Source organism: Aeromonas sp. FDAARGOS 1408 (assembly GCF_019048665.1).
GTDB classification, from domain to species: domain Bacteria; phylum Pseudomonadota; class Gammaproteobacteria; order Enterobacterales; family Aeromonadaceae; genus Aeromonas; species Aeromonas dhakensis.
Window position 1 is genome coordinate 4,274,391 of sequence record NZ_CP077394.1, and the last position, 16,026, is coordinate 4,290,416.

At 66.9% G+C, this 16,026-nt stretch carries 10 protein-coding genes; 1 reads left to right on the forward strand and 9 read right to left on the reverse strand.

Going from position 1 to position 16,026, the window contains the following annotated elements:
* Window positions 1-5: 5 nt before the first annotated feature.
* The 7 genes from I6L38_RS19805 to I6L38_RS19835 all read right to left on the reverse strand — a co-directional run bounded on the left by I6L38_RS19805 (window position 6) and on the right by I6L38_RS19835 (window position 7,785).
* Entirely contained in the window at window positions 6-962 is a 957-nt protein-coding gene (locus I6L38_RS19805) for a siderophore ABC transporter substrate-binding protein (protein WP_216988868.1), read from the reverse strand.
* Entirely contained in the window at window positions 959-1,741 is a 783-nt protein-coding gene (locus tag I6L38_RS19810; RefSeq protein ID WP_216988869.1) for an ABC transporter ATP-binding protein, read from the reverse strand. Before I6L38_RS19810 ends, I6L38_RS19805 begins: the two co-directional genes overlap by 4 nt.
* Entirely contained in the window at window positions 1,738-2,673 is a 936-nt protein-coding gene (locus tag I6L38_RS19815) for an iron chelate uptake ABC transporter family permease subunit (RefSeq protein ID WP_302055690.1), read from the reverse strand. Before I6L38_RS19815 ends, I6L38_RS19810 begins: the two co-directional genes overlap by 4 nt.
* A gap of 11 nt (window positions 2,674-2,684) precedes the next feature.
* A complete protein-coding gene (locus I6L38_RS19820) occupies window positions 2,685-3,623 on the reverse strand; it encodes an ABC transporter permease (RefSeq protein ID WP_042005554.1) in 939 nt (312 codons plus the stop codon).
* Window positions 3,620-5,359, reverse strand: coding sequence for an ABC transporter ATP-binding protein (locus tag I6L38_RS19825; protein WP_043170524.1), 1,740 nt, complete (start codon window positions 5,357-5,359; stop codon window positions 3,620-3,622). Before I6L38_RS19825 ends, I6L38_RS19820 begins: the two co-directional genes overlap by 4 nt.
* A complete protein-coding gene (locus tag I6L38_RS19830; RefSeq protein WP_201882933.1) occupies window positions 5,353-7,158 on the reverse strand; it encodes an ABC transporter ATP-binding protein in 1,806 nt (601 codons plus the stop codon). Before I6L38_RS19830 ends, I6L38_RS19825 begins: the two co-directional genes overlap by 7 nt.
* 114 nt (window positions 7,159-7,272) lie before the next feature.
* Window positions 7,273-7,785 carry a sigma-70 family RNA polymerase sigma factor gene (locus I6L38_RS19835; protein ID WP_043170526.1) on the reverse strand — a complete coding sequence of 171 codons (513 nt, stop codon included), beginning with the start codon at window positions 7,783-7,785 and terminating at the stop codon, window positions 7,273-7,275.
* A 204-nt stretch (window positions 7,786-7,989) separates the two neighbouring features.
* Between I6L38_RS19835 and I6L38_RS19840 the strand changes: the two genes are divergently transcribed.
* Window positions 7,990-10,140 carry a condensation domain-containing protein gene (locus tag I6L38_RS19840; protein ID WP_216988871.1) on the forward strand — a complete coding sequence of 717 codons (2,151 nt, stop codon included), beginning with the start codon at window positions 7,990-7,992 and terminating at the stop codon, window positions 10,138-10,140.
* A gap of 36 nt (window positions 10,141-10,176) precedes the next feature.
* Here I6L38_RS19840 and basC read toward each other — a convergent pair whose 3' ends face one another.
* On the reverse strand, window positions 10,177-11,481 hold the full coding sequence (basC, locus tag I6L38_RS19845) for a putative histamine N-monooxygenase (RefSeq protein WP_322111693.1): 1,305 nt from the start codon (window positions 11,479-11,481) through the stop codon (window positions 10,177-10,179).
* Between the two features lie 66 nt (window positions 11,482-11,547).
* Window positions 11,548-15,837: an amino acid adenylation domain-containing protein gene (locus I6L38_RS19850; protein ID WP_216988872.1), complete on the reverse strand. Its 4,290-nt coding sequence runs from the start codon at window positions 15,835-15,837 to the stop codon at window positions 11,548-11,550.
* Window positions 15,838-16,026: the final 189 nt, after the last annotated feature.

The window sequence follows — 16,026 nt, forward strand, 5'->3', positions numbered from 1 at the left end:
GGGGATCAGCTGCGATAGGCGGCCATCACCTCGTCGGCGATGCGGTTCAGGCAGGTGAAGCTGGCGGTGCAGAGGTACCAGGTTTCGGGGTCGACGAAGCGCACCTTGCCGTTGCGCCACGCCTTGGTCTGGCGCAGCAGCGGGTTGTCCAGGGTGCTGGCGTCGATGGCCGTGCGTCGCTCCATCACGGCGGTGCGGTCGATGACGAACAGAATGTCCGGGTCGGCCTGCTGGATGAACTCGTTGGAGATGGGTTGGCCGTGCATGCCGGTGTCCCGCTCCAATCCGGCCGGCTTGACCCCCAGGGTGTCGAACAGGAAGCCGTAGCGGGATTGGGTGCCAAAGGCGGTGAAGGCGCCGTTGTTGTGCAGCACGATCAGCGCTCTTTCCGGGCGATCCCGCGTCAGCGCCTGCACCTCGGCGATCTTGGCGTCCATCTGCTGCACCTTCTCTTTGGCCAGCTCCTCTTGGCCGAGCAGGGTGCCGAGGGTGAGCAGGTGGGCCTTGGCGGCCTCCAGGATGTGGCCGTCGCGGTTGGTCATGTCGATGTCGTAGTGCAGGGTCGGGGCTATCTGGCTCAGCGCCTCGTAGCTTTGGGCCTGCAGGGGGGAGATGAGGATGAGATCCGGCTTGAGCTTGTGTAGCCGCTCCAGGTTGGGCTGGATGGTGGTGCCCACGTCCATCACGGCCGGGTCGTCCCGGTAACGCTGCAGGAAGTGCGCCACGTAATCCTTGGCGATGCCGGCCACCGGAGCCTGCAGCTGATCCAGGGTATCGAGTTCGCTCATGTCAAAGGCCACCACCCGCTTGGGCGGGGTGACGACCCGGGTGGTGCCGAGCTGGTGGGTCACGGTGACCACGGTGCCGTTGGCCCCGGTGGCGGCCTGCTCCCTGGGGGCGTCGCAGCCGGTGAGCCCTGCGATGGCGGCCAGCAGCACGGCGGTGATCGTATTGATCCTCATAACAATTCTCCAGACGGGGTTGGGTTGAAGTAGTTGCACAGCAGGCCGCGCTGGCTCGGCAGTATGTCGAAGCGCAGGTCGTAGAGCGCCTCCAGGTTGGCCGGGGTGACCATCTCGGCGACCGGGCCGCTGCCCGCAAGCAGGCCCCCCTTCATGGCGACGATGTGATCGGAATAGTTGGCGGCGAAGTTGATATCGTGCACCACCAGGATCAGGGTACGCCCCTGCTCGTCGCTGAGGCGGCGGATCGCCTGCATCAGCTGCACCGCGTGCTTCATGTCGAGGTTGTTGAGGGGCTCGTCGAGCAGCAGGCAGTCGGTCTGCTGGGCGACGGTCATGGCGAGATAGGCCAGCTGCCGCTGCCCGCCGCTCAACTCGTCGAGGTAGGCCCGGCGCAAGGGGGAGAGGGAGAGAAAGTCGATGGCCTCGTCGACCGCGATGCGGTCTTCCCGGGTCAGGTTGCCCTGGCTGTAGGGGAAGCGGCCGAAGGCGACCAGCTCGTCGACCGTCAGTCGCAGCCCCACGTCCGGCGACTGGCGCAGGGTGGCGACCCGCTTGGCGTAGTCACGGGCGGTGAAGCGGTGCAGGTCGGTGCCCCCCAGGCGTATCCGCCCCTGGCTGATGGGCAGCAGGCGGGCCATGGCCATCAGCAGGGTGCTCTTGCCGGCGCCGTTGGGGCCGATCAGCGAGGTGACCCGACCGGCCGGGAAGTCGACTGTGATGTCGCGCAGGACGGCGCGATCGCCGTAGCGCTGGTGAACCTGTTCGAGGGAGATCATGGCGATCCTCTGGTTTTGACCATCAGGGCGAGGAAGTAGATGCCGCACACCAGGTTGATGAGGATGCTGACCGTGGTGCGGTAGTTGAAGATCTGCTCCACCAGGAACTGGGCCAGGATGAAGAGCGCGATGGCGATGGCGCAGCCGAGCGGCAGGGTGACCCGGTGGCGGAAGGTGCGCGCCAGGGCATAGCTGATGTTGGCCACGAACACCCCCATGAAGGCGGTGGGGCCGACCAGGCTGGTGGAGACGGCCACCAGCACGGCGATGAGTGCCAGGTGCAGGCGTACCACTCGCCGGTAATCCACCCCGAGCGAGCTGGCCTGCTCGCGCCCGAGCGCCAGCACGTCGAGCTCGGCCTGGCGGCGGGCGATGACGAGACAGACCAGGGCGACCAGACCGCCCCCCATCAGCAGCTCCAGCGGCTGGGCCCGGTTGAACGAGGCATAGCCGAACCCCTGCAGGATGGCGAATTCCCCGGGGCTGGTCTTGAGCTGGACAAACTGGGTCAGGGTGCCAAACACCATGGTCAGCACCAGCCCCGTCAGCAGCAGCTGGAACAGGTCGCTCTGCCCGGGCCGAAACAGCCAGCGGTGGATGATGGCCGAGTACCCCAGCATCAGCAGCAGCGACAGCACGCCGTTCTCCTCGCGCCCGAGCAGCAGCAGGCTCTGGCTGCCGAGCACCAGCACCAGCAGGGCTTGCAGCAGCAGATAGACCGCCTCGTACCCCATGATGGCGGGGGTCAGGATACGGTTGCCCGCCAGGGTCTGGAAGCTGATGGCCGAGACCGCGATGCAGACGCCGGCGACTGTGATGGCGGCCAGGCGCAACAGCCGTTGGGGGATGATGTAGCCGGTGTCGAGATCCGACCCGAACAGCACAAAGGTCGCGGCGAGCAGGGCCAGCAGTCCCCAGATCCCGTAACGCATAAGAGTCTCTCTCATCGGCGCTGCCAGAGGATCAGCAGCAGGAACAGCACGCCGCCGAGGCTGCCGGCGGTGAGTCCGATGGGCACCTCGAAGGGGTGGATCAGCAGCCGGCTCAGCAGGTCGCACGCCAGCAGCAGCAGGGCACCGTAGAGGGCCACCAGCGGCAGGGTCTTTCTCAGGTGCTGGCCGTGGCGCAGCACCACCAGATTGGGGATCACCAGCCCGACGAAGGGGATGGCGCCGACCGTGATGACGGTGGCGGCCACGGTGACTGCCACCAGCAGCAGGCCGAGGGTGGCGGTGGCCGAGTACCCGAGCCCCAGGCTGGCGGCGGCCTCCTCCCCCATGCCGAGCACGGTGAAGCGGTGGGCGTAGAGATAGGTCAGCAGGGTGATGGGCAGGATGAGGTAGATGATCTCGTAGTTGCCCTCGACCACCTTGGAAAAATCCCCCAGCATCCAGCCCTGGATGCTCTGCAGGATGTTGTGCTGGTAGGCGTAGAACTCGGCGAGGGCGCTCAGCACGCTGCCATACATGAGGCCGATCACCGGGATCAGCACGGTATTCTTGAAGCGGATACGGCGCACGATGACGATGAACAGCAGGCTGGCGGCAAAGCAGAAGGCGAGCGCCACCAGCATGCGGCCGGTGGTGCCGGTGGCGGGCAGCTGGGTCAGGGCGATCAGGATGCCGAGCTTGGCGGCGTCGAGCCCGCCGGAGGTGGCGGGCTCGACAAAGCGGTTCTGCACTATCTGCTGCAGGATGACGCCGGCCACCGCCAGCCCGGCGCCGGTCAACAGCACCGCCGCCAGCCGCGGCAGGCGACTGGCGGTGAGGGTGAGCAGGCCATCCCCGGCGAAGAGCTCCGCCAGCGGGAGGGGGCGCGCCCCGATCAGCAGGGAGCACGCGGCCAGCACCAGCAGGGTCGCCGGCAGCAGGAGCGCCCTCACGCGTCCTCTCCGGTCAGGCGCCACCCCTTGGCGCTGGCGCGCTGCGCCAGGAAGTGGGCGTAGCGCCCCGGCTGGCGACTGAGCACGGCGTGGGGGCCCTGCTCGCACACCATGCCATCGTCGAGCACCACTATCTGATCGGCCATGGCCACGGTCGAGAGCTGGTGGGCGATGACGATCAGGGTGCGTTTGCCCCGCAGCCGGGCCAGCGTCTCTGTGATGGCGGCCTGGTTCTCCGCATCCAGCGCGGCGGTGGCCTCATCCACCAGCAGGATGGGGGCGTCCTTGAGCAGGGCGCGGGCGATGGCGATCCGCTGGCGCTCGCCCCCCGAGAGGCGCGCACCACCCTCGCCAACCTGGGTGTCGAGCCCGAGCGGCAGGCGCTCGACTATCTCGCTCACTCCGGCCTGATGGGCGGCGTGCAGCAGCTCGGCATCGCTGGCCTCGGGCTTGCCGATGCGGATGTTGTCGGCAATGGTGCCCTGGAACAGATAGGCATCCTGGAAGATCTGGCTGATGTGACTGGCCAGGGTCTCACCGCTCATGGCGCGCACGTCCACCCCTCCCACCAGCACGGCACCCTCGCCGACGTCGAAGAAGCGGGCGATAAGCCGCAGCACAGTGCTCTTGCCCGAGCCCGAGGCACCGACCAGCGCGGTCATGCTGCCGGGCGCCACCGCCAGATCCACCCCCTTGAGCACCTGCGGGTGGGCCGGGTCATAGCCAAAGTGCACCCCGCGCAGCTCCACTGAGCCATCCAGCGGGGTGGCAGGAGTGGCCGGCTGCGGCTGGGCCGGGTAGTCGAACATGGTTTGCAGGGCCGCCAGCTGGGCACGGGCGCCGCGCAGCACGTCGCTGTAGCCGGCCACGTCGAGCAAGGGGTCGATGAAGCGGTTGATGAGCACCAGGGTCACCAGGGCGGCGATCAGGCTCTCCCTGTCGGCACCGCCCAGGTGTTGGGTGGCCACCAGCAACAGGGTGGCAAAGCAGGCCTGCACTGCCCAGACGTTGAGCCCGGAGGCCAGCGCGGTGAGCCGGATCAGCTGCCTGCCGGAGGCTTGCTGCTGGGCGATGGCCTGCTCGAGGAAGCGGGTCCCCCCCTGCTCGCCGTTGAAGGCGCGCAGCACCGACTGGGCCTGGGCAAACTCCACCATGCGCTGGCTGGTATCGGCGGCATGCTGGTGGAAGGTCTGGTCGGCGTGCTGGTTGAGGCGGGTGGTGAGCAGGAAGACCGCCACCAGCAGCGGCAGGGCGATCAGGGCGATGAGGCCGAGCTGCACATCGAGGGCAAACAGGGCCACCAGCACCACCAGCGGGGTGATCACCCCGCCGAGCAGGGGGGTGAAGACGTGGGCCGGCAGCTGGGCCAGCTCCATCATGCCTTGCGAGGCCAGGTGGTTGAGGCGGGCGGTGTTGGCCGGGGTGAACCAGCCGATGGGCAGGCTGCCCACGTGCTCGCCCAGGGCGTGGCGGCCGGTGCGCAGCACCGCGATCCCCACGGCGATGCCGGCCTTTTCCACCCGGCGGCGCAGGTTCCAGCAGAGCAGCACGCCGATCAGCTGCACCAGCAGCCAGCCGGTGGCGGCGTCGGTCTCGGCGCGCAGCAGGTGTGTGAGCACCGGGATGAGGCAGACCAGGGTCAGGCCGCAGAGCAGGCCGTAGAGCAGGGCCAGCAGGCCGTAGCGGCGCAGCAGGACGGCGTCGTCGCCGAGCAGGCGCAGGAAGGTGTTCAGCATGTGGGGACGGCCTCCTGATGAGGGGTGTGGGTCTGGGTGGGAATGTCGTATCCCCCCTGTTCCCACAGACGGGCATAGCGGCCGCGGCGGGCCAGCAGTTCGTGGTGGCGCCCCTGTTCGCACAGGATGCCGTTGTCGAGCACCAGGATCCGGTCGGCGTGCATCACGGTGTCGAGCCGATGGGCGATGACGACCAGGGTGCGGCCGCGGGCAAAGGTGGAGAGCGCCTGTTGCAGCTTTACCTCGTTGTCGGCGTCGGCGGCGGCGGTGGCCTCGTCGAGCACCAGCACCGGTGGGTCGAGCAGCAGGGCGCGGGCGATGCTGACCCGTTGCAGCTCGCCGCCGGAGAGGTTGGCGTCCTCACCGACCACGGCGTCGTAGCCCCGCGGCAGGGCCAGGATGCGGTCGTGGATGTTGGCGCGGCGCGCGGCGGCCTCGACCTCCTGGCGGCTGGCGCAGGGGCGGCCGAGGGCGATGTTGTCGTGCAGGCTGGCGTGCACCAGGCGCACTTCTTGCAGCACGAAGCCGATGTGGCGATAGAGCTCGCGGCTCTCGAGATCGCGCAGGTCCACCCCGCCCAGGGTGATGCGCCCCTCGCTCGGGTCGAAGAAGCGCAGCAGCAGCCTGGCCAGAGTCGATTTGCCGGCCCCGGAGGCGCCGACGATGGCGGTGACCGTGCCCGGGGTCAGGGGGACGGTCAGCTCGCTGAGCACCGGGGTCTGGTCGTCGTAGCGGTAGCTCACCTGCTCGAGGTGCAGGGTGTTGTCGGCCGGCTGCAAACCGGTGCCGGCGGCGGGCTCCGTCAATACCGGGGTGGCGAGCAGGGCGTGGAGCCGTTCGGCGGCCGCGGTGGCGCTGCCGAGATCGTGCTTGAGGTAGCTCAGCAGCATCAGGGGGGCGCACAGCCCCGGCGCTACCAGCACAAAGGGCAGCACCTCGGCAGGTGTCATGGCGCCCGCTCGTACCATCACCACGGCGCCGGCCAGCACCACCCCCAAGACCGAGGCGGGGGCCATGATGGCGTTGGCGTTGGCCATGGCCGCGACCAGCGGACGGGTGAAATCGGTGAAGGCGCGGGCAAAGTCATCGATGGCGTTGCGGTAGCTGGTGTGCAGCCGGCCCTGCACGCCGAAGGCCTTGACCACGGGGATGCCGCTCACGAACTCCACCACGGCGTTGTTGATGCGGGCCATGCCGGCGCCGAACTGCTGCATGTTGGCGGCGCTGGCGCGGTGGGCGCGGGCGGAGAACAGGAAGAAGAGCGGGAAGGGGGAGAGGGCGATGAGGGCCATCCGCCAGTCCATGGCGAAGAGGTAGATCAGGGAGATGAGCACGGCGCCGCTGCAGCGGCCCAGGGTGGTGTAGAAGTGGGCCGTCAGGCTGTGCAGGGTGCCGATGTCGTCCTGCATCGCCTGTTTGACCTCCCCCGAGGCGCGGGCGGTGAACCAGCCAAGGGGCACCCGGGCCAGCCGCCGGGTCAGGGCCTGGCGCAACTGGCCGGTGATGCGGTTGTCGGCCAGATGGGCCACCAGATCGCCGGCGCTGAGCAGGAGCATGCCGCCAAACAGGCAGGCCAGGCTGATCCCGAGCACTGCGGTGATTGCGTCGCCTGGCACGGCGGCATCGGCCAGCATCAGGCCCGCCAGGTGGGCGATCCCGGCCAGCGGGACCAGGGTCAGCATGGCGCCGATGGCCGCCAGCAGGGCGGCGGCGATCAGGTGGCCGCGAATGGGGGCCAGCACGCGGCTGATGGGCCCGCCAGCATTGGCCTCGGGGCACTGCACATCGTCTGCCTTCATGGCTATTTCTCCACGGTGAAGTGATGGTGGCCGCAACGAGCGACCGGATCTCTGTGGTTTTCCGTATGGGGGACAAAAAACCTCAAATGAATCTTTTCATTTCCCCCATCCGGGTCAGATGCCGCCGCCGGGCCGGCTGCGATGGCAGCTTTGCATGCCCTGGGCGATATACTTCTCGACCGATGAAACGGACACCTGCAGCTGGCTGGCGATGTCCTGATAACCGAGGCCGCCGAGGCGGGAGAGCAGCAGGGCCTGGCGGATCTTGGGGGACTGGCGTTGCAGGGCCGATGCGACGGCTCCCAGCGCCTCGCGCTGCATGGCGCGCAGCTCTTCCGAGGGGGCCTGAGCGTCGGGCTGGTAGCTCTGCTGCTCGAGGTAGCGGGCCTCCAGCGCACGCCGGCGGTAGAGATCGATCACCTTGCCCTTGGCGATCTGCATCAGATGGCGACGGCACTCGGCCGCCGTGGGGATGTGTCCCTTGCGCAGCAGCTGAAGGTAGATGTCGTGCGCCAGATCCGCGGCGTCGCAGCTATTGCCCAACCTGCGTCTTAGCAGCGAGCAGAGCCATCCGTGATGTTCCTGATACAGACGATGCAACTGCGCCTGGAAGGAGCCTGTGCCCATTTCCACGATTTCTCTCCTGAACCTCGTGTTATTTTTATTTGAGAATGAAAATCATTATGGTAATCATTTGCACGGTATCGTGTTCATCGATATATCGCAATGCCTTTCCCGCCAATTAGGGGGGAGGGGCATGCGTCCGTGGTTATTTCAAATAAAACAGACGTAATTCACAGGGTTATATTTCCACAGAGAAGGAGATGGCTTTTGCTGCAATTCCATAATGAGGGGCTGCTTGAGCTGCCTGTCAGTGCCCATGAAGAGAGCTGCTGGTTGTTACAACAACAGCAGCCCGAGCAGATAATTAAACAGGCGATGTGTTGGCCGCTCCCTGACGATATTGATATTTCGCTGTTGATATTGAGTGTTGAGTTATTAATAAAGGAGCAGCCGGAACTCAATACCCGTTATTTTTTCAGTGCCGATGGAGATCTATTTAAATATCAGATAAATGGCTGGTATCCCTGTCTGGAATTTCATCGTCTGGCGGCTGACGAGGTGGATGAGCTGGTACGGCGAGTGCAGCAGGCCCCCTGGGACAGTACCCGCCAGCCGCCTTTCAAGGCATTGATTATCAACGCAGAAAGTAGTGTGATACTGGCGCTGGTGCTGCATCCTGTGCTTGCGGAACAGGGTTCGCCACAGACCCTGATGGCGGCGTTGAAGCAGCACTACGATCGGTTGGCTAGCGGTCAGGCCGGGCAAGTACCGCTGCTGCTATCATCCCCGGCACACCTTGCCGAACCAGCCTCTTGTGTCCCTGTTCATTATGTCGGCAAGAATATTTCACGGATTATTCTTGAGGAATTTCGCCGTGCCTTGTCATCGCCCGATATGGGACCGGATGATGACTTTTTTGATAATGGTGGCCACTCCCTGCTGGCGACCAGAATTATTGGGAAATTACTGAGCGAGCACGGTATCGAGTGCCGCTTCAACGACTTTTTCGAATCGCCGACGGCGGCTGCCCTGGCACGCAAGGCCGTGATATCAGAGCAGGCTTCATTGCCGGAAGCCGTCCCGGCAAATAACAGGGCACCGGCTCCGCTCGCCCTGGCGCAGGCCTCTCTGTGGCGGGCTTATGAAGCCCACGACTTTGGCACCATTTTTAATCTTCCCTTTGCCCTCGACTTTATTGACGAGGTGGACGAGTCCCTGTTTGCCCAGGCCTTTGCCGATATTATCGAGCGCCACGCCAGTTTGCGGACCCTGTTCATGACGCAGGATGGCGAGGTGCGGCAACGTATTCTCCCGGCCGATCAGCTGGCTGGCTATCGCTGGTTCTGGGGCAGTGCCGAGTCGCAGGGGATGACCCTGGCCGACGCCGCGGCCCATCGCTTCGACCTGACCCGGGAGCTGCCACTGCGGATCCGTTTCCTGCGCGATCCGGCCACGGGGCGCCAGCAGCTCTCCTTGCTGGTACACCACATGGTGGTGGACGAGTGGTCCATCAACCTGATGATGGGGGAGCTGGCCCAGGCTTACCTGGCTCGCGCCGCCGGAATTGCCCCCCGCTGGGATGCACCGGCGCCGGCGTTTCACGATTTTGCCCGCCGGCAGGCGGCGGATGGGATCAACGAGACGCACCTGGCCTACTGGACCCGTCTGCTGCACGGCGCCGTGCCGGCTTCCCGCCGTCCTCCCTTGCCGGTGATGCCCCTGCAGGGGGAAACCTGGGCCGCCCGCTGGCACGAGTGGCAGCCGGCCGGGGGCACGCTGGCCCGGCTCTATGAGCTGGCCCGCGCCCACGATGCCTCCCTCTTTACCCTGATGTACACGGCCATCGCCCTCTCCTTGCACCAGCTGGGTCAGGCCGAGGAGATCCTGATCGGTACCTCGACCTCGGGGCGCACCGATCCCGCCTTCTTCGACTCGGTGGGCTATTTCACCACCATGGTGGCGCATCGGGTGTCGTTTGCCGCGACCACCCGGTTTGGCGATCTGCTGCGTCAGGTGACCCGCACCATCAACGACTCACTGTGCTACGCGGACGTGCCGCTCGAACAGATCCAGCAGGGATTGGGCATGACGCCGGCCGACGGCTTGCTGTTCGACGTCTACATCCAGATCCACGCCAGCAACGCCCTCAACGGCCGTCTGCCGACCCCGGCGGGCGAGGGGCTGCGCTACCGCCAGATCGATGCGGACAAGACCGAAACCATGTTCGGCCTGCAGTTCGAGATCATGGAGGATGTGCTGGACGATGAGCGGCGGCTGCGGCTGGTCATTACCTACCGGGACGGACGCTACAGCCCGGCCCAGATACAGACTCTCTGTGCCCTGCTTGACCGGTTGCTCGAACAGCTGGTGCGGGAGGGGACTGCCAGCCCGCTCGCGGCCCTGGCCCCACAGGTGTGATGGCGTGAGCCCCCGCAAGGGGGCTCACTGTTTGACTCAGTCGGTCGGCAGACCGTAGTGCTGGAAGGTGGTGCGGGCTGGCAGGTGGTAGTGGGCGCGCCCCAGCAGCTGATTGAGGATGCAGGCATTGCGGTTGGGCCCGAGCCCCAGATCCGGCGAGCCTACCCCCTGCTGGAAGATGTCGGCGTTGTGGATGAAGACCCGGCCAGTGCCCCGATCGGCGCGGCGGGCAGTGAAGTCCTCCTGCACTATGCAGTCCCCCTGTTCATCAACGGCCAGCACCTCGCCCTTCAATTGTTCGAACCAGGCGGGCCAGGCGTGGGCATAGCCGGTGGCGGCCACCACGGCATCGGCCTCGAGGGTACAACGCTGATCGAGCTGGGTGTGGTGGCAGGTCAGACGCAGGGCGCCGTCGCTCAGGACTTCGGCCGCCTCCAGATTGCAGCTGGAGAAGAGGGTCAGCCCGGGTGTCTGGCCGCCGATGGATCGCTCGTAGAGCAGGTCGAACAGGGCGCCTATGGTCGCGAAGCTGATCCCCTTGTAGAGCATCCCCTGCCCGGCCACGATGGCGCGCCGTTTCTCCCGCGGGATGCGCTGGAAATAGTCCATGTAGCCGGGGGTGAAGCACTCCTGCCCCAGCTTGGAGTACTCCATGGGGTGGAAGCCGGGGGCCCGGGTGATCCACTGGATGGCCGCCCCGGCGGCCACCCGCTCCGGCGTGAGCGTCTGGAACAGGGCCAGCACGCACTCAGCCGCACTCTGCCCCGAGCCGACCACGGTCACCCGGCGGCAGGCGGCCAGGCGCTCCCTGGCGTGCAGGAAGTCGGCGGAGTGCAGCAGATTGGGATGATCGATCCCCTGCGCCCAGGCTGGCAGGGCCGGGCGGGTGCCGATGCCGATGGCTAGATCACGGCTCTGGTAGTGGTGGGGCTGGCCGTCGGCGTCGCGGCTCTCGAGGCAGAAACGCTCCTTGCCCGCATCGTAATGCACCGCCACCACCTCTTCGCCAAAGCGGCAGCCGGGGAGCTGCTCGGCGGCCCAGCGGCAGTAGTGGTCATACTCGCGGCGCGGGATCTGGAAGTGGTCGTAATAGTAGAAGGGGTAGAGCCGGTCGTGCCGGTGCAGATAGTTGAGGTAGCTCAGCGGATGGGTCGGATCGGCCAGGGTGACCAGATCGGCCAGGAAGGGCACCTGCAGCGTGGTGCCCGGCAGCAGGAGCCCCTGGTGCCAGCTGAAGGCCGGTTTGCGGTCCAGAAACACCCCGCTCAGCTCGGGATGCCGGTCCAGCAGGGCCGCCAGCCCCAGGTTGAAGGGGCCGATGCCGACCCCGGCGATATCCACGTGTGTGGTCTCCATAAACACTCCCAAAGGAAAGGTGATGCGCCCCGGCCATGCCGGGGCGCAGGGTCAGGTGTGCACGCTGGCCAGCAGCCCCTCGACGTCGGCTGCCGTGCGGCAGGCCAGCAGCTGGCCCGGTGACAGCTCCACGGCGAAGCGTTCGCGCAGCCGGGCCGAAATGGTCTTCAGGTGCTGGGGCCGCAACCCCAGTGCGGTAAAGGGTTGCCGGCTGTCGGCACTGCCCGGTGCCGCGCCCAGCACCTCCAGATAGATGTCGAGTACCCCGTGACGGGGGGCGGGTTGCGCCAGCAGGTGGCGTGCGGCGGGCTTGTCCGGCTTGCCGTTGGCGGTGAGGGGCAGCTGCGCGACGGCCAGGGCGCGGGTCGGCACATGGGAGGCCGGCAACTGCGCCCGGGCAAACTCGCGCAGGGCGGCCGGGTCCAGCCGGTGGCCGGTGGCGCAGACGTAGAGCAGCCCGATCCCCAGCTCTCCTTGTTGCTCGTCGCCGTACTCCACCACCAGCACCTGGGCGAGGGCCGGATGGGTGATGAGGGCACTCTCGACGTCGGGCAGCGAGACACGCACCCCGCGCACCTTGATGTAACCGTTGACCCGGCTGTCGAACAGCAGGGTGCCGTCGCGGCGGTAGCGGCCCCGGTCGCCGGTGCGAAACGCACGCACCGGCTGGCCCCTGTCATCGGTGAGGGTGACGAAGTCGGTCTGGACGAGCTGCCCCTGTTCGAGGTAGCCGAGGGCCAGGTTGACGCCGCTGGTATGGATGCGGCCCGCCACCCCGAGCGGGCAGTGTTCACCGCGCTCGTCCAGCAGCCAGTAGGCATTGCCCGGCAGTGGTGTGCCATAGGGAATGCGCTGCCGATCGTCGGCGCTTATCTCATACCAGATGCTCCAGATGGTGGTTTCAGTCGGCCCGCCGAGGGAGAAGAGGCGGGTGGCAGGCAGGCCGGTGCGCAGGCGCTCTATGATGCCCGGCTTGATGTAATCCCCTCCCTGGGCGACGAGCCGCAGACTCTGCAGCGTGTCGACCGGGTGGCAGGCGAGCAGCATTTCCAGCATGGCCGGCACCGAACACCAGAGGGTGACGCCATGGCGCGCGATGAGTCGGCCCCAGTGCACCGCATCCTTGTCGGCGCCGGGCTCCGGCAGCACCAGGGTGGCGCCGGCGGTCAGGCAGCCAAACACGTCGAAGACCGACATGTCGTGGTGCAGCGGGGTGACGGAGAGAAACCTGTCCTGCTCTGTAATGCCCCAACGCAGCAGAGTGCTGCCGATCACGTTGGCGGTGGCCTGGTTGCTCAGCACCACGCACTTGGGGCGCCCCGTGGTGCCGGAGGTATAGAGGTAGTAGGCCGGCGTGGTGTAGGTACTTCTCCCCGCCCAGGGCGTGCCGAGGGGGGCGTCGGAGCCGGCCAGCAGGGGGGCCGGGGTCAGCGTGGGGTGGCCGGTCTCTGCGCCTGGCTCTGCCACCACCAGGTCGGGGCAGCAGTTGTCCAGCAGATAGCGGCGGCGTTCGGCTGGCGAGGCGGCATCGACGGGCACCCAGATGATGCCGCTGAGGGCGCAGGCCAGGGTCACCATGGTGTGTTCTGGGCTGCGCGGCAGGCAGATGGCGACGACCTGCCCGGCCTTGATGCCGGCCTCGCTCAGGGCATGCATCACGCACCCCACGCCGTGACCAAGCTCCCGGTAGCTGAGTTGTCGCTCCCCCTGGATCAGGGCCACCGCCTCGTGCTGCGGATGGAACAGGCGATCGGCGATGCGCTGCAGGAAGTCGGTGTGGCAGGCGGCGTCCGGCAGGCTGTTGTGACGGGCATGGGTGGGGGTGGCCAGATCCGGGAGGTGAAATGCCTTTCCCTCCACCAGCCGGGCCACGGCACGCGCCATGGCCGCGAGCAGATCGCTCACCAGCGCGGCCTCCAGAGCCTCGCTGGCGTAGTCGATGTCGAGCACCAGAGTGCCGTCGGCCTGCTGGCTGATGCGGATGTCCATGGCGACCTGGGGTGTCTGGGTCAGCCCCCCTTGCCACTGCATGGGGCTCTCTGGCGCGGCCACCGGCCAGGCCAGTCCGTTGGTGATGACCACGGGCAGGGCGGGCCCGCCGCCATGGGTCTCCACCAGCTGGCGGGCGATATCGACCCCGGAGAAGGCGAGCCGATCCAGCCCCTCCATGACGTCCTGCTGCAGGATGTGGGCCCGCTCCAGCAGGGTGCCCTCCGCGGGCTGCCAGGTGAGAGCGATAAAGCTGGATCGGTTGGTCAGCGGCCCGCCGGGTGGCGGGGCCACCGGCACGGCCACGCAGAGATCCCCCTCGTCGCGCCAGCGGGAGAGCACCTCCAGGATGACGGCCATCAGGGTGGTGTTCTTGAACAGGTGCTGGCGGGCACCCAGCTTGTAGAGCGCGGCCGCCTGCCCGGCAGGTATGTGTTGCCGCTGGCGTGCGTAGCGGGCACTGCGCAGACCTTCGAGCGGCTGGGTCCATGGCAGGCGCGGTGGCCCCTCCAGTCTGGCCAGCTTGCGCCGCCAGTAGTCCCCGGCTTGCTCCCGCTGCGCCGCCGTGGGCTCGTGAGCGGGCGGAGAGGGCAGCGCGGGGGCCACTATTCCTTCGAACAGTTCGCGCATCAGGGTGGCGATGGCGTGTCCATCCAGGATTAGGGCATCGATGCGCACGAAGGCGACCAGCTCGTCTCCCGGCAGGTGCAGCAGGGTCAGCTCCCAGGGGGACTGCGTCAGGTCGAACAGGGCATGGCTGTATGCCTCCCGGTGGCGAGCGAGCCTGGGAGCCACCTCCTCTTCGGTCAGCTGACGCAGGTCCTGTTCGTGCAGATTGAGGCGCGCCTCGTCATCGACGATCTGTACCAGGCGGTCGGCATCGATGCGGGTACGCAGCGCATCGTGGCGCTGCACCATCTCCCGCAGGCGGGCGCGCAGCAGCGCCGGCTCCATCTTGCCGCGGTACTCCCGGTACTCCTGCATGGCCACGCCCCCGAGCGGAAACTGGGTGGTGCGCCCGAGCAGGTAGGCCTGCTGCAGCGGCGTCAGGGGCGCTTCACGGCGGCGATGCAATGGTGTGTCGAGCAGGGCGGGATCCCGCGCCAGCTGGCGCAACTGTGCCACCAGATCGTCGAAGAGGGCGGTGATCCAGGGGCGCGGCAGGGCATCGAGGCGGACGTCCCAGTTGATGAGCAGTTCGTCGCGCAGGCGCACCAGCTGGGCATCCAGCGCCACCTGGGGGCCCTGGGAGATGACCCAGTTCATGGCGCCGAAGACCCTGTGCACCCGTTCGTCAAACAGCGAGACCCCTTCCAGATCCAGGGCGGCGGTGAAGACGATGGGGGCCAGCTGGGCCGAGCCGTGGTGGCGGGAGAGATCGCGCATCACCGCCACGCCGGAATAGGTGCCGTGACCGAGGCGCTGGTGCCATTGGGCCGCCAGTTGCCGGCACAGCGCATCCAGCGTGCCGGCCTGGTCAAGGTCCACGTCCACCAGGGTGAGGTTGGCGGACTCGCCGACGATCCGCTGCTCGTTGCCGAGCACGGGCTCACGCCAGAAGAAGGGGACATTGAGGCGAAAACGCCTGTCGCCGGTGGCCTTGCCCAGGGAGTGGGCGAAGAGGCCCAGCATCAGGCTGGAGAGGGTCAGGCGCCGCTGCCGTGCCAGGGTGGTGAGGGCCTGGCAGGTGGCGGCATCCAGGGTGGCGCTGAGACGCTCGCTGGCGGGGGGCGTCTGCTGCGGAACGGTCGGCAGGGTGGGCGCCGGTGCCAACGTTGGCAGCTGTTGTCGCCACCACTGCCGATCCTGTTCCCGGCGCGCGCGCAGGCTTATCTGCACCGCCTCGTGCCAGGCAAAAAACGAGGGGGCCGGTGGCGGCGTCCACTCCGGTTCTTCGTACCACCGGGCCAGGTCGGCGAGCAGGATCCGCACGCTGGAGGGATCGACGGCCATCATGTCGGTGTCGATGTGCAGCCGCTGGCGCTGGTTTGCCAGCCGGGTGACGGAGAAGCGGGCCGCCTGACCCCGGCTCAGATCGAGCTGCTGGTGGGTCCACTCCTGCCGCTTGCGGGCCAGGGCATCGGCCAGTGGCTGGCCGCTCAGGGAGTGGAAATCATCTATCTCCAGCATGGCCGGGGCAGGCTCTCCCAACGTTTGGGCGCCGTCCCGGGTGACGGTCAGGCGCAGCATGGGGTGCGCCTGATAGAGACGCTCCAGCGCCCCGTGCAGGCGCGCCAGATCGAGGGCCGGGCCGTCAAACTCGGCGTAGAGGTGGGCACTGACGCCCCCCAGATGGGCATGCGCGCTGCGTCCCATCCAGCAAGCCGCCTGCATCGCGGTCAGTTCTTTCATCTCATTCATGGCGTTGACAACTTGTCGTGTTTCGTTGTTTATATATTTAAAGATGAGAATGATTTTCATTTCAAGATCAATTTAATCCATCAACCCATATGGTTATATCGATAAGTCGCTTAATTAAATTGGCATCAGTCGTGGCCAGAGATGACTCTGAACGGTATTTCAGGCCGGTATGACGGAACC

Bases quoted from the DNA above. Each gene is read 5' to 3' on its own strand.
- I6L38_RS19815 (WP_302055690.1), bottom strand. From the start codon at position 2,673: ATGCGTTACGGGATCTGGGGACTGCTGGCCCTGCTCGCCGCGACCTTT.
- I6L38_RS19835 (WP_043170526.1), bottom strand. From the start codon at position 7,785: ATGGGCACAGGCTCCTTCCAGGCGCAGTTGCATCGTCTGTATCAGGAA.
- I6L38_RS19805 (WP_216988868.1), bottom strand. From the start codon at position 962: ATGAGGATCAATACGATCACCGCCGTGCTGCTGGCCGCCATCGCAGGG.
- I6L38_RS19825 (WP_043170524.1), bottom strand. From the start codon at position 5,359: ATGCTGAACACCTTCCTGCGCCTGCTCGGCGACGACGCCGTCCTGCTG.
- I6L38_RS19850 (WP_216988872.1), bottom strand. From the start codon at position 15,837: ATGAAAGAACTGACCGCGATGCAGGCGGCTTGCTGGATGGGACGCAGC.
- I6L38_RS19810 (WP_216988869.1), bottom strand. From the start codon at position 1,741: ATGATCTCCCTCGAACAGGTTCACCAGCGCTACGGCGATCGCGCCGTC.
- I6L38_RS19830 (WP_201882933.1), bottom strand. From the start codon at position 7,158: ATGAAGGCAGACGATGTGCAGTGCCCCGAGGCCAATGCTGGCGGGCCC.